This window comes from Thioalbus denitrificans, assembly GCF_003337735.1.
Classification (GTDB): domain Bacteria; phylum Pseudomonadota; class Gammaproteobacteria; order DSM-26407; family DSM-26407; genus Thioalbus; species Thioalbus denitrificans.
This window is the reverse complement of record NZ_QPJY01000005.1, coordinates 96,078-119,017: the sequence shown is the minus strand read 5'-3', so window position 1 is coordinate 119,017 and position 22,940 is coordinate 96,078. Positions and strand designations below refer to the sequence as shown.

General features: G+C 71.6%; 16 protein-coding genes. 6 read left to right on the top strand and 10 right to left on the bottom strand.

Features of this window, described 5'->3' with window-relative positions:
* The first annotated feature begins 43 nt into the window (after window positions 1–43).
* The 3 genes from DFQ59_RS11620 to DFQ59_RS11610 all read left to right on the top strand — a co-directional run bounded on the left by DFQ59_RS11620 (window position 44) and on the right by DFQ59_RS11610 (window position 6,892).
* Window positions 44–2,434 (top strand): phosphoketolase family protein, encoded by a 2,391-nt coding sequence (locus DFQ59_RS11620; RefSeq protein WP_114279874.1) that lies wholly within the window; start codon window positions 44–46, stop codon window positions 2,432–2,434.
* The gene (glgP, locus tag DFQ59_RS11615; protein ID WP_114279873.1) at window positions 2,431–4,953 is read left to right on the top strand and encodes an alpha-glucan family phosphorylase; all 2,523 of its coding nucleotides are present in this window, start codon (window positions 2,431–2,433) and stop codon (window positions 4,951–4,953) included. Before DFQ59_RS11620 ends, glgP begins: the two co-directional genes overlap by 4 nt.
* 148 nt (window positions 4,954–5,101) lie before the next feature.
* Window positions 5,102–6,892: an LTA synthase family protein gene (locus tag DFQ59_RS11610; RefSeq protein WP_211314913.1), complete on the top strand. Its 1,791-nt coding sequence runs from the start codon at window positions 5,102–5,104 to the stop codon at window positions 6,890–6,892.
* 11 nt (window positions 6,893–6,903) lie between these two features.
* On the opposite strand, the gene DFQ59_RS11605 is transcribed toward DFQ59_RS11610, so the two are convergent.
* The 8 genes from DFQ59_RS11605 to DFQ59_RS11570 are packed head-to-tail and all read right to left on the bottom strand — an operon-like array spanning window position 6,904 to window position 17,539.
* Entirely contained in the window at window positions 6,904–7,599 is a 696-nt protein-coding gene (locus DFQ59_RS11605; protein WP_114279872.1) for a DUF2238 domain-containing protein, read from the bottom strand.
* Between the two features lie 36 nt (window positions 7,600–7,635).
* Entirely contained in the window at window positions 7,636–9,222 is a 1,587-nt protein-coding gene (locus DFQ59_RS11600) for an AMP-binding protein (RefSeq protein ID WP_170142138.1), read from the bottom strand.
* Window positions 9,219–10,190 (bottom strand): GNAT family N-acetyltransferase, encoded by a 972-nt coding sequence (locus tag DFQ59_RS11595; RefSeq protein WP_114279870.1) that lies wholly within the window; start codon window positions 10,188–10,190, stop codon window positions 9,219–9,221. Before DFQ59_RS11595 ends, DFQ59_RS11600 begins: the two co-directional genes overlap by 4 nt.
* Window positions 10,187–11,557 (bottom strand): diacylglycerol/polyprenol kinase family protein, encoded by a 1,371-nt coding sequence (locus DFQ59_RS11590; RefSeq protein WP_114279869.1) that lies wholly within the window; start codon window positions 11,555–11,557, stop codon window positions 10,187–10,189. Before DFQ59_RS11590 ends, DFQ59_RS11595 begins: the two co-directional genes overlap by 4 nt.
* Window positions 11,554–12,636 (bottom strand): BtaA family protein, encoded by a 1,083-nt coding sequence (locus DFQ59_RS11585; RefSeq protein WP_114279868.1) that lies wholly within the window; start codon window positions 12,634–12,636, stop codon window positions 11,554–11,556. Before DFQ59_RS11585 ends, DFQ59_RS11590 begins: the two co-directional genes overlap by 4 nt.
* The gene (locus tag DFQ59_RS11580) at window positions 12,623–15,322 is read right to left on the bottom strand and encodes a PEP/pyruvate-binding domain-containing protein (protein WP_114279867.1); all 2,700 of its coding nucleotides are present in this window, start codon (window positions 15,320–15,322) and stop codon (window positions 12,623–12,625) included. Before DFQ59_RS11580 ends, DFQ59_RS11585 begins: the two co-directional genes overlap by 14 nt.
* Complete coding sequence (locus DFQ59_RS11575) at window positions 15,319–16,263, bottom strand: UbiA family prenyltransferase (RefSeq protein WP_114279866.1); 945 nt, start codon at window positions 16,261–16,263, stop codon at window positions 15,319–15,321. Before DFQ59_RS11575 ends, DFQ59_RS11580 begins: the two co-directional genes overlap by 4 nt.
* Before the next feature lie 4 nt (window positions 16,264–16,267).
* Window positions 16,268–17,539: a hydroxymethylglutaryl-CoA reductase gene (locus DFQ59_RS11570; protein WP_114279865.1), complete on the bottom strand. Its 1,272-nt coding sequence runs from the start codon at window positions 17,537–17,539 to the stop codon at window positions 16,268–16,270.
* A 371-nt stretch (window positions 17,540–17,910) separates the two neighbouring features.
* On the opposite strand from DFQ59_RS11570, the gene DFQ59_RS11565 reads away from it, so the two are divergent.
* From DFQ59_RS11565 to DFQ59_RS11555, 3 genes are read left to right on the top strand one after another with little or no spacing between them, the layout of a single operon-like run.
* Window positions 17,911–19,185 (top strand): 2Fe-2S iron-sulfur cluster-binding protein, encoded by a 1,275-nt coding sequence (locus tag DFQ59_RS11565; protein WP_114279864.1) that lies wholly within the window; start codon window positions 17,911–17,913, stop codon window positions 19,183–19,185.
* Window positions 19,186–19,203: 18 nt separating this feature from the next.
* The gene (locus DFQ59_RS11560; protein ID WP_114279863.1) at window positions 19,204–19,782 is read left to right on the top strand and encodes a hypothetical protein; all 579 of its coding nucleotides are present in this window, start codon (window positions 19,204–19,206) and stop codon (window positions 19,780–19,782) included.
* Window positions 19,779–20,585, top strand: coding sequence for a cytochrome c3 family protein (locus DFQ59_RS11555; RefSeq protein ID WP_114279862.1), 807 nt, complete (start codon window positions 19,779–19,781; stop codon window positions 20,583–20,585). Before DFQ59_RS11560 ends, DFQ59_RS11555 begins: the two co-directional genes overlap by 4 nt.
* 23 nt (window positions 20,586–20,608) lie before the next feature.
* On the opposite strand, the gene ppk2 is transcribed toward DFQ59_RS11555, so the two are convergent.
* Both ppk2 and DFQ59_RS11545 read right to left on the bottom strand, forming a co-directional pair.
* Entirely contained in the window at window positions 20,609–21,607 is a 999-nt protein-coding gene (ppk2, locus tag DFQ59_RS11550; RefSeq protein WP_211314911.1) for a polyphosphate kinase 2, read from the bottom strand.
* Between the two features lie 335 nt (window positions 21,608–21,942).
* Window positions 21,943–22,866, bottom strand: a complete 924-nt coding sequence (locus DFQ59_RS11545) for a proteasome-type protease (protein ID WP_245937264.1) — start codon at window positions 22,864–22,866, stop codon at window positions 21,943–21,945.
* Window positions 22,867–22,940 lie beyond the last annotated feature (74 nt).

Here is a 22,940-nt window from a genome sequence, read left to right as displayed (position 1 = left end):
GTCCGGGCGCCCGACGTTCCACCGCCTGCAGGGAGGCCGGAACATGTCCGCGAACACCCCCGCCCCCGCCCCGGGGCCTCTCGCGCCCGACGAACTGGCCCGCATGGACGCCTACTGGCGGGCCGCCAACTACCTCTCCGTGGGCCAGATCTACCTGCTCGACAACCCGCTGCTGCGCGAGCCGCTGCGGGCCGGGCACGTGAAGCCGCGGCTGCTGGGCCACTGGGGCACCACCCCCGGGCTCAACTTCCTCTACCTGCACCTCAACCGCATCATCCGCGCCCGCGATCTCGACCTCATCTTCATCGCCGGGCCCGGCCACGGCGGACCGGCGCTGACCGCCAACACCTGGCTCGAGGGCAGCTACAGCGAGCTCTACCCGGACGTGAGCGCCGACGCCGAGGGGATGCGCCGGCTGTTCAAGCAGTTCTCCTTCCCCGGCGGGGTGGGCAGCCACGCCACCCCCGAGACGCCCGGATCCATTCACGAGGGCGGCGAGCTGGGCTACGCCCTTTCCCACGCCTTCGGGGCGGTGTTCGACAATCCCGGCCTCGTGGCCTGCTGCGTGGTGGGCGACGGCGAGGCGGAGACCGGCCCGCTGGCCACCGCCTGGCACTCCAACAAGTTCCTCAATCCCGCCACCGACGGCGCCGTGCTGCCCATCCTCCACCTCAACGGCTACAAGATCGCCAATCCCACGCTGCTCGCGCGCATCCCCGAGGCGGAGCTGGAGAGCCTCCTGCGCGGCTACGGCTACGCCCCGCGCTTCGTCTCCGGCGACGACCCGGCGCTCATGCACCAGGCCATGGCCGCCACCCTGGACGCGGTGTTCGACGAGATCGCGGCGATCCAGGCCGCCGCCCGCGGCGGCGGGGCCGGCGCGCGTCCGCCGTGGCCCATGATCGTGCTGCGCTCCCCCAAGGGCTGGACCGGCCCGAAGGTGGTGGATGGACTGCCCGCCGAGGGCACCTGGCGCTCCCACCAGGTGCCGCTGTCCGGGATCCACACCAACCCGGAGCACCTGGCCCAGCTGGAGCAGTGGCTGGCCGGCTACCGGCCCGGAGAGCTGTTCGACGCGGAGGGCCGGCTGCGTCCGGAGCTGGCCGCCTTGGCTCCCGCCGGAGCACGACGCATGGGCGCCAATCCCCAGGCCAACGGCGGGCTGCTGCTGCGCAAGCTGCGCCTGCCCGACTTCCGCGACCACGCGGTGGAGGTCACCGTGCCCGGCGCCGCGGAGGCCGAATCCACCCGGGTCCTGGGGGGCTGGCTGCGGGAGGTGATGCGGCGCAACCTGGAGTCGCGCAACTTCCGGGTGATGGGGCCCGACGAGACCGCCTCCAACCGCCTCGGCGCCCTGTTCGAGGTGACCGGGCGCAGCTGGATGGCCGAGCGCCTGCCCGGCGACGACCACCTCGCCGCCGACGGCCGGGTGATGGAGATCCTCTCCGAGCACACCTGCCAGGGCTGGCTGGAGGGCTACCTGCTCACCGGCCGCCACGGCTTCTTCTCCTGCTACGAGGCCTTCATCCACATCGTCGACTCCATGTTCAACCAGCACGCCAAGTGGCTGAAGGTGAGCAAGGAGGTGCCCTGGCGGCGACCCATCGCCTCCCTCACCTACCTGCTCACCTCCCACGTCTGGCGCCAGGACCACAACGGCTTCTCCCACCAGGACCCGGGCTTCATCGACCTGGTGGTGAACAAGAAGGCGGACACCATCCGCGTCTACCTGCCGCCGGACGCCAACTGCCTGCTCTACGTGGCCGACCGCTGCCTGAGGAGCCGCGACTTCATCAACGTCATCGTCGCCGGCAAGCAGCCCGAGCCCCAGTGGCTCTCCATGGAGGCGGCCATCAACCACTGCAGCGCCGGCATCGGCATCTGGGAGTGGGCCAGCAGCGACCGCGGCGGCGAGCCCGACGTGGTGCTGGCGGCCGCCGGCGACGTGCCCACCCTGGAGGTGCTGGCGGCCGCGCAGCTGCTGCGCGAGCACCTGCCGGAGCTCAGGGTGCGGGTCGTCAACGTGGTGGACCTCATGACCCTGCAGCCGCGGGAGGAGCACCCCAGCGGCCTCACCGACCGGGACTTCGACAGCCTGTTCACCACCGACCGGCCCATCCTCTTCGCCTACCACGGCTACCCGTGGCTCATCCACCGCCTCACCTACCGCCGCACCAACCACCGCAACCTGCACGTGCGCGGCTACAAGGAGGAGGGCACCACCACCACCCCCTTCGACATGGTGGTGCGCAACGATCTGGACCGCTTCCACCTGGTGGGGGACGTCATCGACCGGGTGCCGGGTCTCGGCGTCCGGGCGGCCTACGTGAAGCAGCTCATGCGCGACAAGCGCACCGGGCACCGCGAGTACATCGCCCGCCACGGCGAGGACCTGCCCGAGGTGCGCAACTGGCGCTGGGGAGAGACGCCATGAGACGCTACCGCCCCCGGGCCGAGGAGCTGCCCGGGCCGCTGGCCCCGCTGGTGGACCTCATCACCGATCTGCGCTGGACCTGGAGCCACGCCGGCGACCGGCTGTGGGAGGCCATGGACCCGGACAGCTGGGCGGTCACCGAGAACCCCTACGTCATCCTCCAGAACCTTCCCCGCGGCCGCCTCGAGTCGCTGGCCGGGGATGCCCGGTTCCTGGAGCACCTGCGCTCCCTCACCGAGGCCCGCGACGCCTACTGCGCGCGCCCCGGCTGGTTCAGCGCCCAGCACGGCGACGCCGGGCTGCGGGGGGTGGCCTACTTCAGCATGGAGTTCGGGCTCGGCGAGGCCCTGCCGCTCTACGCGGGAGGGCTCGGCGTGCTGGCCGGCGATCACCTCAAGTCCGCCAGCGACCTGGGGCTGCCGCTGGTGGGCGTGGGCCTGCTCTACCAGGAGGGCTACTTCCACCAGGTGCTCGATGCCGACGGCCGCCAGCTGGAGCTCTACCCCTACAACGACACCACCACCCTGCCGGTGGAGCCGGTGGAGGGACCGGACGGCGCCTGGCTGTGGGTACCCATCCACCTGCCCGGGCGCACCCTGCGGCTGCGGGCCTGGAAGGCGCAGGTGGGGCGGATTCCCCTCTACCTGCTCGACAGCAACGACCCCCTGAACATGCCCGCCGACCGCGGCATCACCGGCAAGCTCTACGGCGGCGGCGCCGAGCAGCGGCTGCTGCAGGAGATCGCGCTCGGCATCGGCGGCTGGCGCCTCATCGAGGCCCTGGCGCTGGAGGTGGACGTCTGCCACCTGAACGAGGGCCATGCCGCCTTCGTCACCCTGGAGCGGGCGCGCGCCTTCATGGAGCGCCACGGGGTCGATCTGCGCGAGGCCCTGTGGGCCACCCGGCCCGGCAACGTCTTCACCACCCACACCCCGGTGGCGGCCGCCTTCGACACCTACGACTACGAGCTGCTGGACAAGTACGCCCGCCACTACGCCGAGCGGCTCGGCGTGCCCGCCGGCGAGCTGGCGGCGCTCGGCCGCATCGACGGCGACGACGACGGCGAGCTGTTCAACATGGCCTGGTTGGCGGCGCGCACCTGCGGCTCCATCAACGGCGTCAGCCGGCTGCACGGCGAGGTCAGCCGCGCCATCTTCCAGCCCCTCTACCCGGACTGGCCCCGGTCCGAGGTGCCGGTGGGGCATGTCACCAACGGCGTCCACGTCCCCTCCTGGGACTCGGCCTGGGCCGACGCCCTGTGGACCGAGGCCTGCGGCAAGGACCGCTGGCTCGGCCACCACGAGCCCCTGGAAGAGCCGATGGCCGCGGTGGACGACGCCACCCTGTGGGATCTGCGCGGACGCCAGCGCGCCGACCTGGTCCACCGGGCCCGGCGGCGCCTGCACCGCCAGCTGGCCCAGCGCGGCGAGGCGGACGTGGCCGTGGCCGGCGAGGTGCTGGATCCCAACATACTCACCATCGGCTTCGCCCGCCGCTTCACCGACTACAAGCGCCCCAACCTGCTGCTGCGCGACCCGGAGCGTCTCGCCCGGCTGCTCAACGACCCGGACCGTCCGGTGCAGGTCATCGTGGCCGGCAAGGCCCACCCGGAGGACGCGCTCGGCAAGCGCTACGTGCGCGCCTGGGCCCGCTTCGCCCAGCAGCCGGAAGTGCGCCGCCGGGTGGTGTTCATGGAGGACTACGACATCGCGCTGGCCCAGGAGCTGGTGCAGGGGGTGGACGTCTGGATCAATACCCCGAGGCGCCCCTGGGAGGCGAGCGGCACCAGCGGCATGAAGGTGCTGGTCAACGGCGGCCTCAACCTCTCCTCCCTGGACGGCTGGTGGGCCGAGGCGTGGGAGCCGGAGGTAGGCTGGGCCCTGGGCGACAACCGCCCCGACGTGGGCGAGGAGGAGGACGCCCGCGACGCCGAGGCCCTCTACCGGCTGCTGGAGGCGGAGGTCGTCACCGCCTTCTACGACCGCGACGAGGCCGGCATCCCCCGGGCCTGGGTGGCGCGGATGCGCGCCAGCATGGCCCGCCTCGCCCCCCGCTTCAGCACCAACCGCATGGTGCAGGAGTACGTGGAGCGCCACTACCTCCCCGCCGCGCGGGAAGTCGGCCGGCGCCGCGCCGACAACGGCGCTGCGGGGCGCAATCTCCAGGCCTGGAGCGCGGCGCTGCGCCACGACTGGGACGAGATCCACTGGGGCCAGCGCCGGGTCACCCACGTCGAGGACGGCTGGGAGATGGAGATCCAGGTCTACCTGGGCGACCTGCCGCCCGACGCCGTGGCGGTGGAGATCTACGCCGATCCCGACCCGGAGCGCGGCGCCCCCGCGGTGCGCCAGGCGCTGGAGCGCGACGGCGAGATCCCGGGGGCGAGCAACGGCTACCGCTACCGGGGGCGCATCCTCACCGACCGCCCCGCCGAACACTTCACCCCCCGCGTCGTCCCCTGGCACCCGGACGCCCGGGTACCCGCGGAACTGGGCCTGGTGCTGTGGTGGCGGGAATGAGTCACGTCGACCGGACAGTGGACGGGCAAAATGCGGCACCACCAGGGGCGTCCCGGTAGCTCCCCGCCGCCCGCCCGCATCTCCTGCCCGGCCGCCGGACTCGGGTATCATTGAGCCACGGAATCACCCGCCCCCCGCGAGCCCGCCCATGTCCAGACTCAGATCCGCGCTCGGATCCCTGCTGCCGAAGCTCCTTCCCGTCGCCTCCACGGCAATCTTCTACGCGATCTACTACCTGGTCAGCGCACTGCAGTTCGACGTGAGCATCGCCTACCGGGCGGTGCCCTACGACTTCCTGCTGCAGCTGCTGGTCGCCTACGCGCTGTTCGCGCTGTCACGCCGCAAGTGGGTGTTCGTGGTCCTGCAGGGGCTGCTGATGGCGGTGCTCTACGTGGGCAACGCGGTGAAGATTTCCTTCTTCGGCGGGCCCATCATGCCCGACGATGTCTATGCCCTGCGTTCGCTGCTGCTGATCCTGGAGGGCTGGCAGTTCCTGGCCGCGGCCCTGCCGCTGGCCATGATCACGGCGCTGCTGCTGTTCAACTTCACCCTGCGCCACTGGAGCGCCTACCTGGCCAGCATGGTCCTGATACTGCTGGGGGTGACGCTGGTCTACAAGCCCGCGGCCATACTGGAGCCGCTGGACCGGCGCTTCGGCAACTCGGTGTGGGACCAGCGCTCAAACTACCTGTACCGCGGCGCCACCCTCTACTCCCTGCAGGAGGGCGCGCGCTACTTCGCCGATGCCGACGAGCCGCCGGATCGGGACGCCGCGCTGGCCGCCGCCAACCGGCTGCTGGGCGACGACCCGCAGGCGGCCGCCGCGGACGACGGCTTCACGCCGCGCAACGTGCACATCGTGCTGCTGGAGTCGTTCTGGGACCCGACCCTGTTGGCGAAGGCCGACTACAGCCGGGACCCGCTGACACCGGAGTTCCGCCGGCTCTGGCAGCGCTCCGGCCACGCCGAGGCCATGAGCCCGGTGTTCGGCGGCTACACGGCCAACGCCGAGTTCGAGATCCTGTGCGGCTTCCCGGTGGTGAAGGACAGCGTGAAGTTCGAGCGCCGGCTGCTGAACGACGCGCCCTGCCTGCCCCACCTGCTGGCCGAGCGCGGCTACCGCACCATCGCCTCGCACCCGAACGTGCCGGTGTTCTGGAACCGCGTCAACGCCTACCGGCGCCTTGGTTTCCAGACCTACTGGTCGATCCAGGACTTCCGGCGCGACGACATGAACCGCGAGTTCCTCTCCGACGCCTCCCTCTACCGCCAGGTGCTGGAGAAGATCGCCGCGCCGCTCGAGGCCGGGCAGCCCGTGCTCGACTACATCGTGACCTACTTCGGCCACTGGAATTATCCCCTGAGCGTCTCCCGCCCCGGTCTCATCACCTCGCCGTCCCGGGTCGAGGAGGTGAGCACCTACGCCAACGCGGTCTACTACAAGTCCCGCGAGCTGATGGAGTTCCTCGACGCGCTGCAGAAACGCGATCCGGACGGCATCATCGTGGTGTTCGGCGATCACCTGCCCTACATGGGCGAGAACTTCTCCGGCTACGTGGACTCGGGCGTGCTCGCGTCGAAGCGCAGCGACTTCACCGCGGAGATGTTCCGGTTCTACGCCAGCACGCCGATGATCGTCATCGACGGCCCGCGCGGGCCGGTGCGGACCGGCGACCTGCCCATCTACGAGGTGCCGGCGCTGCTGCTCGGGCTGCTCGGCTACGACGAGCCGACCATCATGGACTACACCCGCGCCCCGGAGGGCATGCGGGTGCGCCCCCTGCCGGGGCTGCACTACGACCTGCTCGACGACGGCCGGGTCGAGGTCTGCAAGGAGCCGCCCTTCACGCCCGCCTGCGAGCGATCCTCGCGCTGGCTGCGGGACGTGCTGACGGTCAACGACGATCTGTTCGTCGGCGGGCAGCACACGCGCCAGTAGGAGCCCGTCGCTCAGGGCCTGCGCCGCCGCCCGAGCAGGTCGCGCAGCTTCACCTCGCCCAGCGGCGCCTCGCCGCCCCGGATGGAGAGGCTCTCCCGGAGCTCGCGGGCGAAGCCGGGATCGTAGCGCCAGTGCACCAGGGCCACGATTCCCATCGCCAGAACGGCGCCCGCCCCCGCCAGCAGCATGTCCTTCTGGGCATCCCAGATGTCGCCCTGGGTGCCCAGGAACGCCAGGCCGGCCTCCGGGTCCACCCGGGCGGCCACCAGCCACTCGATGATCTCGTAGCCGGCGGAGAAGGCCAGCACCAGCTCGATGGGCAGCCAGAGGCCCCACACCCCCCGCGTCCTGGCGATGCGCAGGAACATCTCGCGCAGGGGATAGGCCAGCAGCAGCCCGAAGGAGAAGTGGACCAGCCGGTCGTACATGTTGCGGCCCGCCCCCAGCCACTGCTGCAGGTCGTAGCCGAAGGGCACCTCGGCGTAGGTGTAGTGGGAGCCGACCACGTGCAGCGCCATGAACAGGGTGATGAGGGTGTAGGAGAGATCGGACAGGCGGAAATAGCGGCTGACCAGCAGGATGAGGGGGACGAAGATGAAGACCAGGTAGTTCTCCAGCAGCCAGTCGTGGGGATACTTCGGACCGATGGCGGCCCAGGTCCAGACCGCGGCGAAGAACAGCAGCAGAAACTTGTGGTAACGGGTCATCGCACCTGGCTCCCTGTGGTTGTGGTCGTACCGCCCTCAGCCGCGGACCTCGACGCGGCGCAGCCATCCGCCCCGGTCCAGGACCCGGCGCAGCGCCGGATAATCCACCTTCGCATTGTGCCGCGCGTCGACCGGGAGGCGCCGCACCAGCACGACGGCCTCCACCCCGGCCCAGGCGAGCGGCCCGAGGAGATCGGGCACGTCCACGACCGCCCCCCGGCGCGGCTCCAGCACCAGCAGCCGCTCGCCGCCGTGGGAGAGGAAGGCGCTGCGGGCGATGCCGGGATGGCGCGACAGCCCCGCCTCCACGGCGTAGGGGTAGAGGATACCGCGGCTGTCCTCGATGCGCGCGGAGCAGCGGCCCAGCAGCCACAGCCGACCCTGCCCGTCGATCCGGCCGGCGTCGCCGGTGCGGTGCCACGTGCGCCCCGCCATGGCGAGCTTGGTCTCCCCGTCGCCCTCGCCGCCGAGATAGCCCGGTACCACGTGGGGTCCCGCCACCACGATCTCGCCCGGCTGCCCGGGCGCCGCCTCCTCCGGCTCCCCGGGCGGGGATCGGGCCCCGGTTTCGCGCAGGATCCGCAGTTCGATCTCCGGGATCGGACGCCCCACCAGCAGTCCCCCACCCCGCACCATCTGCGCCATCTCCGCCTCCCCCAGCTCCACGTCCTGGACCAGGGCGATGGGCTCGGCCTCGGTGGAGCCGTAGAGCACCCGGACCCCGGCCCGGGGCGCGGCCAGGCGCAGCTTCTCCAGCAGCCCCGGGAAGACCGGCGCCCCGCCGACGAAGATCTCCCGCAACCCGTCGATGCGGTGGCCGCGCCGGAGGCAGTAATCCGCGATCCGCTCCAGCAGGGCCGGCGAGGCGACGGCGCTGCGCGCCTGCCAGCGCTCCAGCTGTGCGGTCAGGCGGCCGGGATCGACCGCACCCGGGCGGCGCAGGTCCACGTCCGGGATCAGGCTCGTCGCCCCGCGGGCGAGGTTGCTCAGGGTGAACACCGGCAGCGTCGCCAGCGCGACCTCGCCGCGCCCGGGGCGCACATGGGCGGAGAGCACCGCGTGGGTGGCCCGCAGCAGCCCGTGGGTGCGCAGCATCCCCTTGGGCCGGCCGGTGCTGCCGCTGGTGAAGGCGACCATGGCCGGGGAGTCGTCCGTGCAGGGATGGGTCTCCCCATGGGGCGGCAGGCGCCGCGCCGCGCCCAGGGAGCGCGCGCCCGGAAAAAAGGGGCCGGCGACGAAGGCGGCGGGAATCTCCCGCAGCGCCCGGGTGGCGAGCCGCAGCAGGCAGGCCGCGGGGGTGCCCACGAAGGCGCGCAGGGGATAGCGGCGGGCGCACTCCGCCAGCCGCCTCCCGCCGGCCGCGGGGTCCATGAACACGGGCACCAGCCCCAGCCGCCAGGCCGCCGCGATGACCGTGTAGAGCGTCGCCGACATGGGCAGCATGACCGCCATTCCGTCGCCGGCCCGCAGCCCGGCCGCGGCGAAGAGGCTCGCCAGGCGGCGCGAGCGGCGCTCGAGGTCGGCGTAGGTGGTGACCCGCTCGCGGCCGGCGGGCCCGTCGATGAACGCCGGGGTGCCGGGGGCGGCCCGGGCGGCCCGGTCCAGCAGCTCCACGAGGTTCACAGCCGCCTCCCGTAGAGGGTGTAGCGGCGGAAGTCCCGCAGCAGGCCGCTCCCGATTTTCCGGGACGGGTTGTCCTCGTGCATCAGCGCATGGATGCTCCGGCGCATGCCGAGCCGCAGCGCGGCCGCGCCGGCCCGGGCGATCAGCGCGCTCCCCAGACCCCGACCCCGCCACTCGGGCAGCACCGCCACGGTCTTGATGATGACGGTGTCCACCGCTTCGCCGCGCAGGGCCTGCAGCCGGTCGGGGAGCGCGAAGCAGAAACCGGCCGCCTCGCCGTCGCGCTCCGCGAACAGCACCAGCTCGGGCCGCACCAGCGGCAGCAGCCGCCGGTACATGGCGTGGAACTCCGTCTCCCCGATGGGGGTGTAGAGAAAATTGTCGCTGAAGGCGCGGATCGACACCCGCCACAGCCGGCGCAGCTCCGGGTCGATGCGCCCGGGCGCGAGCGGCCGGAAGGAGAACGCCTCCGCGGCCGGGGACGCCGTCCACGGCCGGCGGAGATCCCCGTTCAGGGCGGAGACGTAGCGGGCCAGGGGGGTGAAGCCCTGGCTCTCGAACTGCCGCGGCCAGTCGTCCGGGTTGTCGGGCTCCAGGAAGAAGGGCGGCTCCCCGCCGCGATCGGTGAGCAGGCGGTAGCGCCGCCAGGTGCTGCCATCCATGGGGCCCACCGCCAGGGTGCAGCCGCGGCGGGCGAGCTCGGCGCAGGCGGCGGCGAGGACGGCCGCCGCGGCCTGCGCATCGGCCGCGGCGTAGTGGCCGATGAGCCCGATCCGCTCGCCGGGATACGGCGGCACGCGACGCCACCACAGGGAGGCGCGGGCGTCCGGCGCCCCCGCGCCGGCGGCCAGGATCAGGGCGTCGGGCCCATGGCTGCGGACCTGCCCGGGATCGGGCCCGTCGGGCGCGGACAGGGAACAGAACCGCGCCAGGTCGGCGTCACGGAGGCTGGCCAGGGTGAGGGTCACGGGCCCAGCTCCCAGGGCAGTCCCAGGTGGGGCAGCAGCACGAGCGCCGAGCCGCCGGTGGTGACCAGGGCCTGGCGCAGCCAGCGGGCGGTGCCGACGGGGTAGTCGGCGAGCGCGGGCTGCAGCAGCGCGAAGGCGGCCGTCGAGATCACCACGGCCACGGTGCCGACCAGCAGGTTGACGGCCGCCGCCGGCGTCACGCCGTCCACCAGGAGCAGGGAGGGGGCGAGCAGCAGCGCGCCCTTGCCGATGGCGGCCAGCAGCGCCCACGGCCACGGCGCCCCGGGGTCGGCGTGACGGTTGCGCACCAGGGCGATGATGGCGAGATTGGCGGCAAAGGCGGTGGCGAAGGGGTAGAAGTAGAATCCGTCCGCCAGCCCCGAGGCCCGGTAGAGCAGCAGCCACAGCAGGCCGGCGGTGATGTTGGCCAGCACCACGGGGAAGTTGAAGGCCCGGAAGTGGTCGTGGGGGGTGCGCCGGGTGACGGCCGTGTAGGTCAGGATGACCAGCAGCGGCGGGACGACCCAGCGCCAGTCCGCCAGCGCCCAGGCCCCGTAGCCCCAGAGCGAGACGCCGAACAGGGCGTCGTCGGCCAGCGTGGTCCGGGAGCGCCAGAGGCGGACGAACAGGGAGATGGCCAGCAGGAAGGCCAGGTGCCCGGCCAGCTGCACCGCCTCCATGGGCAGGAATATCTTCAGCAGGGCGAAGCCGAACAGGGGGATGACGAGATTGTCCAGCCCCCACCAGGCCGCAGCCTCGGCCATCATCACCATCAGGGCCAGGTTCACCCCGATGAACAGGCTCTCCAGCCGCGGGGTGTCGGTGAACAGCCGCAGCGGGAGCCAGACGCACAGGAAGGCCGCCAGGAAGAAGGCCGCCGAGCCCTCCAGGCTCTTGCGGCCCTTCCAGGTCCGGAACCGGGAGATGCCGTACTCCGCACCGACCAGGGCGGCGAAGGTGTCGGCCACCGCCAGCACCAGCAACGGCACGGCGTAGAGGAGGCGATCCCCCCGCGCCAGCCAGAACAGCAGGCAGAAGCTGGCGACGAAGCAGAACTCGCCGACGCTCCTGCGCCGGACGCCGGCCAGCACCTGGCCGGGCCCGTCCCGGAGCGCGGGCACGGTCCGCAGGGCGGCGAACAGGCCCGTCATCGCGGCGGCCAGCGCCAGCACCGGCGCCAGCGCGTCGAACAGCCAGGGCAGCGACAGCCCGAACAGGCCGCCTGACAGGTGGAAGAGCTTGCGCGCCAGCTCGGGCCGGGGGCGCGCGCGCACCTGGTAGACCCGCAGCGCGCCGAGCAGCGCCAGCGCCAGGCCGAAGGTGAGCGCCGCCACCAGCCAGGGATTGAGCACCGCGGACAGGATCATGTCAGCTCGTCCACCCAGAACGCCCGGTAGAAGCAGCCCCGGTCCCGCTCGTGCAGCTGCCGCCCCAGCACCTCGAGGGTCCGGAAGCGCGCCGCGAGCCGCGCGGGGGGGCGCCGCTGCGCCAGCATGTTCCAGTAGGCGACCCGCCCCCCCGGCCGGCCCGCCCGGGCGACGGCCTCGAACAGGGCGTCGGAGCCGGCCGGCGGGAGATATTCGAACACGTCGGAGAGGTTGAAGCGGCTGAACGATCCCGGCCCGGCCTCGGCCAGGATCCGCTCCACCGGCGCGAGGCGCGGCTCGAGGCGGTCGATGCGCTCGCGGATGGGCTCGAAATTCTCCGCCCGCAGGGCATGGGGCAGCGCCGAGACGAAGCGGCCGTAGGCAATCCACTGCAGGTAGGGATTGTCCGCCGGATCGAGCTCCGCGAGCCCGTGCCGGACCTGCACCATGATGCGCCGGGCGACGCTGCCCTCGATGTAGCGGAAGAAGCGGGGATCGCGCCCGAGGCGGCTGATGACCGCCCGGGAGAAGAACAGCCGGAACAGCAGGCGCCAACGGCGGTTGTTCCACACCGTGTCGTAGAAGTGCCGCCGCGCCTCCGGCGCGCGGGGCTGGAACAGGGCGTCCGTCGCGGCCCGGGAGTGGATGAGCGGCAGGACATGGCGCCGGAACAGGGCGAAATAGCGCTCGAAGCGGCCGGCCCCACCGACGCCCCCCGCGATGGCGGCGGGCCGGGCGTCCCAGAACGCCCGAGCGGAGGAAGAGAGCGCCCCGCGCACCCGGGCGTAGAGGGCGGCCCTGCGGTCGCTGGGCACGGCCCCCACCAGTTCCAGCAGCTCCGGGTGCGCCAGGCACCGGAAGCCCGCCGCCTTGAGCTCCAGGCAGGCGATCTGGGCCGGCTCCATGTCGACCGCGACCACCCGCGCCGGGTCGCGGGTGAGCAGGGAGAGGGAGTTCTCGCCCCCGGAGCCGATGGAGAGGCAGGCCTCGCCGGGCTGCACCGCCAGGGCGTCGAGCAGCACGTCGGCGTCCTCCCAGCACTGGGCGTAGCGGATGAGGGAGGCTTCAGTCGCCGCCATCGTCGGCACCTCCCGGCGGGCGCGCGGGCAGGCGGGTCACCCGGCCGCTGGCGCCGTCCATCTCCACCCAGTCGCCGTCCGCGAGCCACCGGGTCACCCCGGCCAGCGCCACGATGGTGGGCAGCCCCATCTCCCGGGCGACGATGGCGGAGTGGGACAGCAGGCTGCCGCGCTCCACCAGCAGGCCGGCCGCGGCCGGGAAGATCATGACCCAGCCCGGGTCGGTGCGCTCGGTGACGATGATTTCGCCGCGGGCGAGGACGGCCCGGCGGGGATCGCGGATCACCCGCACCGGCCCCCGCACCACCCCGGCGCAGCAGCCGAGGCCCTGCAGGGTCTCGCCCGTGGGCGGGGGGCGCGGCGCTTCCGGCGCGAACGCGTGCCCCACGTAGGCCACGCCCCGGGTCTCGAAGCGATCGGCGGGCGCGGGTTCGGCGCGGTGGCGCTCGAACTCCGCCCGGCGCAGGGCCGCCAGCCCCTTCAGGTCGGTGGTCGTGGCGCGGCCCTCGACGAAGGCGAGGATCTCGTCCAGCTCGAGCTGGAAGACATCCCGGGGATCGTCGAGGCGATCCAGGGCCGCCAGGCGCCGGCCGATCTCCACGAGGATCAGGCGCGCGCGGCCGAACACCCGGGTGCGCTCGAAGCGCAGGTTCTCCCGATCCCGCACCCGCGCCCGCGCCGCCGCCAGGACCCGGGCGAAGAGGACCCGCCGGAGGGGCCGATCCGCCAGCGCGCCGCGGACCTTCGCCTCCGCCTCGCCACGCGGGCCGGCGTCGGTAGCGGCCGGCGGCGCCCCGCCCCCGTCGCGCAGCACCCGGGCGGTCTGGCCGACCGAGCGGAGCAGGGGCAGCGGGTCGTCGAACAGCGTCGGGCTCTCCAGCTTGAGCTCCTCCATGCAGCGGTCGCCGAACCGGTCGAGATAGGCCTCGTACTCCCGCGCGAACTGCGGCTGGGCGGACATCCCGCGGCGGATGGCCGCCAGGCTGCCCTCGCACAAGGCGTCGACGAGCGGCCCGGAAGCCATGGCGAGCGCGGCCATCCGCCGTACCCGCCCGGCCGGCTCGCTGCTGATCATGCCCCGCTCCGCGCCCAGCAGGTCGTTCACCAGGGCACCCCCGGGATCGCCCGCCCAGGCGCCGGTGAGCCGGCGCAGCAGCCCGTGGAAGAACATGGTGGCGAAATCGTTGACGATGGGCGCATCCCAGTGCAGCAGCAGCCGCTGCTCGATGCGGCGGTAACAGGCCGCCAGCTCCTCGGGGCGCAGGCCGGAGAGATCCGGCCGGCCCGGCCCGAGGGTCTCGTCGATGCGGCGGTGGAAGCGCCGGACGCTGCGGTTGATCCCGGCGTAGGCGCGCAGCAGCCCCCACAGCATCGCCAGCAGGCGCAGTCCGTCCCGCAGCCGTGCCCCCGCCGCCGGACGGGCCGGCGGCGATCCGGACTCGAGGGCCCGGGCGGTCTCCTCCGCCAGGCTCTCGGGCACGCCCATCATCTGCTCCATGAACTTCCGGTTGAAGGCGTAGCCCGGCAGCACCGCCACCAGGCGGTACCAGTTGAACAGGTTGTAGTAGACCCGGCCGCGGATCAGTCCCAGCATGCAGCAGAACATGTCGGCCCGGGACTCGATGGCCGCCTCGTCCACCCGCAACAGGCGGCAGAACTGGCGGTAGACATGCTCGTAGGCGCGCCGCGCGAAGGAGAAGGTCAGCGGCGTGGTGATCCCGCTGTAGCTCTCGGCGATGTTGGAGTTGTCCCAGATGGCCCGCACCCCGTCGGGATCCGGCCGCGCGGCGAGCCCGGTGATGGGGCGGCTCTGCAGCAGGTAGAGCCGGCCGTCGCCGAGGGTCCACTCGATGTCCTGGGGGCGGCCGAAGAAGGCGGCGGCCCGGCGCGCCAGCGCGGCGATCCCGGCCACCTGCGCCGCGTCGAGGGTCGGCCGTGAAGCCGCCTCCCCCTCCAGCGCGACAGTGGCCACGCCATCCGGCGCCTCCGGGTCGCGGCGCTGGACGACCTGCTTGACGGCGATGGCCGCCTCCACGATGGCCCCCGCGCGATCCACCCGCCAGGTGTCCGCGTCGGTGGCGCCCGACACCACCGCCCCGCCCAGGCCGGGCGCGGCCGTCACCACGGCGATGCCGCGCCGCCCCGACACGGGATCGGCGCTGAAGGCGACCCCCGATGCCGAGCCCGCGATCACCGCCTGGATGATCACCGCCGGCGCCCGCGGCGGGAGCGGCAGGCCGGCCTCCTTCCGGTAGGCGATCAGCCGCTCGCCGAAACCGGACCGCCAGACCCGCGCCACGTACTCCGCCGCCGCTTCGGGCCGGACGAAGAGGTAGCTCTCCAGCTGCCCGGCGAAGGAGTGCTCGGCGCTGTCCTCCCCGCTGGCCGAGGAGCGCACGGCGAGCTCCCCGCCGCCGGCGATGTCGGCCGCGGCCCGCCGGATCGCCTCCGCCACCGGCGCGGAGGGCGCCACCGCTCCCACCACCGCGCGCACCTCCCCGGCGTCCTTCGCGGCGTGAAGCGCGGCCGCCTGCGCCGGCGTGAGGCTGGCGGCGAAGGCCTCCGGCAGGACGACCAGCCACGGCGGAATGGGCAGCTCCGCCCGCTGCAGCCCGGCCAGCGCCCGGGCCTTGCCGCCCACCGGGCTGTCCGCCTCGATCGCCTCGGGCAGGAGCAGCCAGCTCATGACGCCACCCCGCTGCCGGGCAGCCAGGGGGCGAGCCCCGGCACCAGGAACATGCCCAGCATCCAGATCCCGGACAGGAGCTGGAACCGCCCGCCCCGTCCGGGCCGGGGATGGCGCAGGAACGCCACGCCGACGCCCAGCGCCGCCGCCAGCAGCAGCGCGGCGAAAACCGCGGTGAGGCCCGGCACGCCGACCACGCGGCCGGCGCCCACCGCCAGCGCCCCCGTCAGGGCCATGGCCGCCAGCCAGGCACCGACCGCGCCGCGCCGGCCCCAGAGGGCGCTGTAGGTCTCCACGCCCGCCTCCTCGTCCGCCGGCGCGCGGATCTTGCGCCCGATCTCGATGACGCAGAAGCCGCAGTAGCTCATCGCCAGCAGCCAGCCGAGCCGCCCGTCCGGGGCGCCCCGGGGCAGCCAGTCGAAGGCGGTGATGAACAGGGTGATCATGGGCACGATGACCATGTGCGAGGCCATGTAGGCCACGGGGCGGGCCTTGAGCCAGTCGCGGACGAAGAACTCCACCCCCATCAGCCCGGCGTAGATCCAGATCGCCACCAGCGGCAGGGCCAGCCGCGGGTCGAACAGGAGCGCCAGCGCGAGCTGCACCGCCGCCGCGCCCACCCCCAGCCGGCCCAGGGCGCGCAGGGTCACGATCCCCCGCGGCACCGGCCGGTAGGGCCGCCAGCGGGCATCGTCCCCGCAGTCCTTGAACTCGTCCAGGATGCGCAGCTGCAGAAAGAGGAGGAACGTGACGGCGAAGGCGCCCAGGAGGGGCAGCGGCCCGGGAAAATCGGGACGGCCGTGCAGGCGGGCGCTGAAGGCCAGCGCGCCGATCACGTAGGCCGCGATCAGCACGCCATGCTGCAGGGGCGGAAAACGCTCGGAGAAGTAGATGCGCCAGCGTGCGGTGAAGCCCGGTTCCGTCTCCAGCCCGCCGGCCATCGCGCTACTCCCGGGCGCCGCGCGCCAGGCGCGCATGGGCCCGGGTGAACTCGCCGGCGCAGATGGCGCCGACGATGGAGATCTCGCCGGCGAGGCACAGCGCCGCCGCCACCTCGGCCAGGGCGCGCCCGTGACCCGTGCCGGCGAGGCCCATGAGGCCGAGGCAGGCCTGCTGGCTGGGCAGCCGGGTGCCGCCGCCGACGCTGCCGACGATCAGGTTCGGCAGGGTGACCGAGACGTACAGCTCGCCCTCCCCGGTCATCTCCATGCGGGTGTTGCCCACGGCCGCCTCCGCCACGCAGGCGGCGTCCTGGCCGCAGGCGATGAACATCGCCGCCAGCCCGTTGGCGTAGTGGCCCTCGATGCCGAGCGTGCCCGACATGACCCCGCCCACGGTGGCGAAGCGGCCGTAGTCGACCATCGCCTCGACGCTGGTGTGCAGGCGCCTGCGCACCAGCTCGGCCGGGATCCGGACCTCGGCGGTCACCTTCCTGCCCCGCACCGACTGCAGCGACTGCACGCTCGCCTTCTTGTCCCCGGAGAAGTTCGCCTCGATGTAGGCCGCCCGCGGCGGCACCGGCGTGTGCTCCCGGATCCAGGCGACGGCCGCCTCGGTGGCGATGGTGGCCATGTTCTGGCCGGCCGCGTCCCCGGTGGTGTAGACCAGCACCAGGTAGACGTGGTTGCCCTCGATGCTGATCCGGAGGTCGACCAGCCTGCCGAAGCGGGTGGTCGCCTCGGCCGCCTGGCGGATCGACTCCTGCTCGCCGAGCAGCCACGCCACGAACCGGCCCAGCTCCTCGAGGGAGGCGAAGGCGAAGGCGGGCGAGCGGCTGACGCCCTCGTTGAGCAGCATCGCGCTGGCGCCCCCCACCTCGCTGATGAGCATGGCCCCGCGGCTGTAGGAGGCGACCAGCGCCGCCTCCGTGGTGGCCAGCGGCACGTAGAAGTCGCCCTGGGCGAACAGGCCACGCACGCGTAGCGGCCCCGCGATGCCGACCGGCAGCTTCACGGTGCCGATGAAGTTCTCGATGTTGTGCCCGTAGAGGGCCATCTGCTGCCGGGTGCGGGCATCGAGCAGATCCTCCCGCTCGATGGACGGGGGCAGGATCTGCCAGCGCCGCTCCACCGCCTCCGGGGTGACGAGGGCGGCGCCCGGCACATGGGGGGACGGCGGGCCCGTGTCCGGCCTCAGGCGCGCGGCGAGTTCGTCCAGGTCGCTCTCCGCCAGCAGGCTGGAGAGATAGTCGGCGGCGCGCCGGTAGCCAGTCGTCATGGCAATCTCCAACGGATGAAAGCGCGGGCAATCCCAGCCATTCCACGGTATCAGGCAAAACCAGAACCAATACCCGGCCGACGGGTTGTGAAGCCGGGAGGCGGCCGTTCGGGTCTCAATGAAAAGTGTGGACGCAGGCCGGTGCCGAGGCAAACCCGGGAGTGATATTTCCGGGCCGGAAGTTGCGTTCCGGAGCCGTCGAAGCCGGCGCGCCCGATCAGGAGGCGGGCACACGGTACGGAAGTGAAGTATCCGCCGGATTCCGGCATCACCATCCCCTCTTCAGGTTCATTTAAGCGCAATCTGGTACAAAGTGAATGGTTATCGGGGCGCCCACCGATCCGTGCGCCGCATTGGAGTAGAAAGCAATCATGTCGACCGGAACCCTGGCGTTGATCATCCTCGCCGCGATCCTCGCGCAGGTCGCCGCCGCGGTACTGATAGGGTTTCGCCGCCGTCGGAAGGAGCACCAGGAGCCTGGCGTCCGCGGGGCACCGCCGGCCATTTCTCCGCACACACCCCCGACGGCGGCCACCCGGACGCCTGCCGCCCTGCCCGCCTGGGAGGGCTTCAGGGAGTTCACGGTCCAGCGCCGCGAGTACGAGGACGCCAACCGGACCGTCTGCTCCTTCTACCTGGCCCCGGTCGACGGCAAGCCGCTGCCGCCCTTCCGGCCGGGACAGTTCCTGACCTTCAGGCTGTCCGTCGAGGATCCGGAAACCCGGGAGCTGGGAACCGTGATCCGCTGCTACTCCCTCTCCGACGCCCCCCGGCCGGACCACTACCGGGTCTCGATCAAGCGGGTCCCCGCGCCCCCCGGCCACCCCGACGCTCCCCCCGGCCTGGCGTCCGGATTCTTCCATGATCGGGTGCACGAGGGCAGCCGCCTCCTGGTCAGGGCACCCTCCGGTCATTTCCACCTGCAGGAGGACGAACCGCTGCCCATCGTGCTGATTGGGGGCGGCATCGGCATCACCCCCATGCTGAGCATCCTCGACTACGTGCTCGGGCAAGGCGACAGGCGCGAGGTGTGGCTCTACTACGGTGTGCGCAACGGCAACGAGCACATCATGAAGGAGCGGCTGCTGGGACTGGCCGGGACGCACGCCGGATTTCACCTGCACGTCTGCTACAGCGCGCCCCGCGAAAACGATGTGGAGGGGGTCGACTACCAGCACTGCGGCCGGATCGACATGGCGCTGCTGCGCAACACCCTCAAGCTCATGCGCTATCAGTTCTACGTCTGCGGTCCCAGGCCGCTGATGGAGAGCCTGGTGCCGGCCCTGGAGGCGTGGGGCGTGGACAGCGGCGACATCCACTACGAATCCTTCGGCCCCGCCGCACTGCCGAAGCACGGGAAAACTGCACCGGTGGCGGCTCCCTCCGCCGGGCCCGCGACCATCACCTTCAGCCGCTCCGGCCGGCGTATCGACTGGGATCCGGCCGCCGGCTCCCTGCTGGGGCTGGCCGAGGCCAACGGCATCGAGGTGATGTCCGGCTGCCGCGTCGGAAGCTGCGGCTCCTGCCAGACGGCGCTGAGTGCCGGCGAGGTGGAATACAGCCAGGATCCCGACGCCGAGATAGCACCGGGGCACTGCCTGCCATGCATCGCCACGCCCAGGGGCGATCTCACCCTGGAAGCATAGGGTACCGGAGACACGTACATGCAACGATCGCTCATCCGCAAAGAAGTCGTCCCGTTCCTGGTGATGTTCGGTTCGCTCATCGTGGCTACCTTCATCATCGATGCCCTGCTGCACCAGTTCGACCTGGTCTGGGTCGGCCGCTACCTGGGCATACCCGGCGCGATCCTGATCCTGCTGTCGTTCTTCTACTCGATGCGCAAGCGCAAGCTGATCGGCTTCGGCAAGCCCAAAACCCTGCTCACCCTCCACGAAACCCTCACCTGGCTGGGGTCGCTTATGGTCCTGGTGCACGCGGGCATCCATGTCTACGCCATCCTGCCATGGCTGGCGCTCATCGCCATGCTGGTGAACGTCATCAGCGGCATGACCGGAAAGTACCTCCTGGATCGTTCGCGCCGCTTCATCGCCGCAAAGAAGGAGATCTATTCAAGCCAGGGCCTGGCCGGGGACGAGATCGACAGGCGCCTGTTCTGGGACGCCACCACCTTCGACCTGATGAAGCGCTGGCGCGCGGTCCACCTGCCGATCACCCTGGCCTTCGCCGTGCTCGGCATCACTCACATCCTCAGCATCTTCCTGTTCTGGCAATGGAAATGAAAAAAAGCGCGATCACCCTCGTCATTGCCGTCAACCTGGCCATCCTGGTACTGCTGGCGATCTTCATGCCACAGCCGATGATCAGCCCGGGCAGGAACATCGATGCCCACGCCGGGTTCTCCAGCGACTGCTTCGCCTGCCACACCCCGTTCATCGGCAGCTCCCCGGAGAAGTGCATGGCCTGCCACAAGGTGGCTGAGATCGGACTGAAGACCACCAAGGGCGAACCCATCGCCGGCGAAAAGAAGAACGTGGCCTTCCACCAGGAGCTGCTGGAGGATGACTGTGTGGCCTGCCACAGCGACCACAAGGGGGTGCAGGCCTTCCGTCCCATCAGCCAGTTCTCCCACGGCCTGCTGCGGCCTGCCCTGCAGGAGCAGTGCGACAGCTGCCACGCGAATCCCGGTGATTCCCTGCACCGGAAGATCCGGGGCAACTGCGGCCTGTGCCACACCCAGCAGGGCTGGTCGCCGGCGACCTTCGATCACGACCAATACTTCCGCTTCGACCGCCACCACGAGACCGCGTGCGAAACCTGCCACGTGGACAACGACTACGCCGGCTACACCTGCTACGGCTGTCACGAGCACTCCCGCTCGAAGATCCGCGAGGAGCACCTGGAGGAGGGGATCCGCGACTACGAGAACTGCGTGGAGTGCCATCGCAGCGGCGACGAGGACGAGGCCGAGCGCATCTGGCGCTCCAAGCGGTACGGCGGGGACCGTATGGGCCCGGCAACCGGGTACGGGAGCCGGGAGCGGGGTCGCCGGGACGGCCATGACGGGGAGGATGACGACGACTGAAGCCGGCCGTCGCCGTCTTCGGCTCAGATGATGAACTTGCCGCTCTGCAGGCGCTGGGCCTCCATCAGCTCCAGCTCGCGGGCGCCGGAGACCACCACCTCCGCTGCGGGCACGAAATCGAGGCCCGGGTCGCGGCGCTCGTAGGGCACGGTGTTGAGGATCGCCTTGATGGCGTTGAGCCGGGCCTTCACCTTGTCGTCGGAGCGGATGATGGTCCAGGGGGCATGGGTGGAGTTGGTGCGCTTCAGCATCTCGTACTTCATGTTGGTGAACTCGTCCCAGCGATCCTGGGCCTGCAGGTCCACCTCGGAGAGTTTCCACTGCCGCAGCGGGTCGTCCTTGCGGCGCTGGAAGCGGCGCGCCTGCTCCTCCCGGGTCACGCTGAAGTAGAGCTTCACCAGCACCGTGCCCTGGCGCACCAGGTCGCGCTCGAAGCCCACCACCCCGCGCATGAAATCCTGGTATTCGCGGTCGGTGCAGAAACCGAACACCGGTTCCACCATGGCGCGGTTGTACCAGCTGCGGTCGAACAGGACCATCTCCCCGCCGCGGGGAAACGCGGTGACGTACTTCTGGAAGAACCACTGGGTGCGCTGCTCCTCGGTGGGCCTGCCGAGCGCCACCACCCGGTAGTGCTTCTCGTTCATGTAGCGGGTGACCCGGCGGATGGTGCCGCCCTTGCCCGCCGCGTCGCGGCCCTCGAACAGGATGATCATCCGGGTCTTGGTCTGCTCCAGGTGCTCCTGCAGCCGGATCAGCTCGGCCTGGTAGGGCTTGAGGATCTCCTCGGCGCGGAGCTTGCGCGCGCTCCTGCGCAGCGCGGCCTTGAGGGCGCGGTTCTCCTCGCTCAGCCGCCGCAGACGCTCCTCCGGGCTGTTGCCCTCCTCCGGTCTCCTACCCTCCGCCAGCGCGCCTGCCTGCTCCGGGGCCCGCTTCGCCGCGGTGCGTTTCGCCGTGGTGCGTTTCGCAGCGGGTTTCGCCGCCGCGGTCCGGCCGGCGCCCGGTCTGGTTTTCGTGGCCATGACTCCCCCCTCGGTGCCTGCCGCGCAGTGGCGGAGCTACACGCCCGGCGCGGGTAAAGCGAGATTGATAATTGGCTGCTTATATACCTTAACCGCACGCCCGCCCCGACGATTGTCACATTTCGTGGCGATCCCGGCGCGGCGTGTGCGCCACGGACGCCCGTGACCCGGCGCGCCCGCACCAGGCTGGTGCGTCATCCGGCCGGCGGATCGGCCATGGCGGGGAAATGCGGGGGGATTTCGGCCGCTGCCGGGATTGGCACCGGGATTGCTATGACTTTACCGCGGCAACCGGAGCGCGATCGCGGGCAGCCGGGCGCAACGGAGGCGGCGCCTCAGCCCTGCCCTCCGGCCGTCCAGCCCGGGACCGGCTGCGCCTGGCCGCCGCCGTCCGCCGGGGTCTCCGCGGACAGCGCCTGCTGCGGTTCGGGGGCCGCCGGCGTGCCGGCCATGGGCTGCTGGTCCTTCAGGGTCGCCTCGGCAGGCGCCCCGGCGGCTGTTTCACCGCCCGCGGCAGGCGCCTGGAGCAGCTCCCAGTCGAACCGGGGCAGGCCGTCGAAGGCGTTGCGGATGCCCTGGTTCCAGCTCTGCTGCACGGACTGGAGGTAGGGATCGTTGGCCTCGTACTTCCGGTAGTGGCTCAGCTGCATGGCGTCCCGGGGGCAGATAGCCAGTTCGAAGGGCGGGCCGACGGTGAGGTTGGAGCGCGTGGTGGCATCCAGCGAGACCAGCAGCAGGCGGGCGCCGTCGTCGAGGCTCATGCGGGTGTCCACGATGCGGTCGACGGAGGGCTTGCCGTACTTGTTCTCGCCGATCTGGAGATAGGGGGTCTCGGGTGTGGCGGCGAAATAGTTGCCCTGGGGGTAGATCATGTACAGGCCCGGATCCTGGCCCTGGATCTGGCCGCCCAGGATCAGGGTGGTCTCGGCGTTCACGCCGCTGGCCTGCAGGGCCGGGCCGTGGTCGCGCTGCACGCTGAGGCTGATCTTGCCCACGTAGTCGGCGGCCTCGAACATGTAGCGGGCGGTGAGCAGGCTGCCCACCTCGGAGGGGTGCTCGAGATCCCGCTGAATGCGGTTCATCACCTCCTGGGTCGTGGCGAGGTTGCCCGCGGAGAGCAGGATGAAGATCCGATCCGGGGCCGGGGTGTAGACGTGCATCTTGCTGAAGGTGGTCACGTAGTCCACCCCCGCGTTGGTGCGCGAGTCAGAGGCCATCACCAGGCCATGTTCGAGTACGAGACCGACACAATATGTCATGAAGCGATAACCCCGGGGAGCCAACGACCGGCTACATTTACAGTGGATTGTAAGCGCTGGTGCGGTCCAGGCAC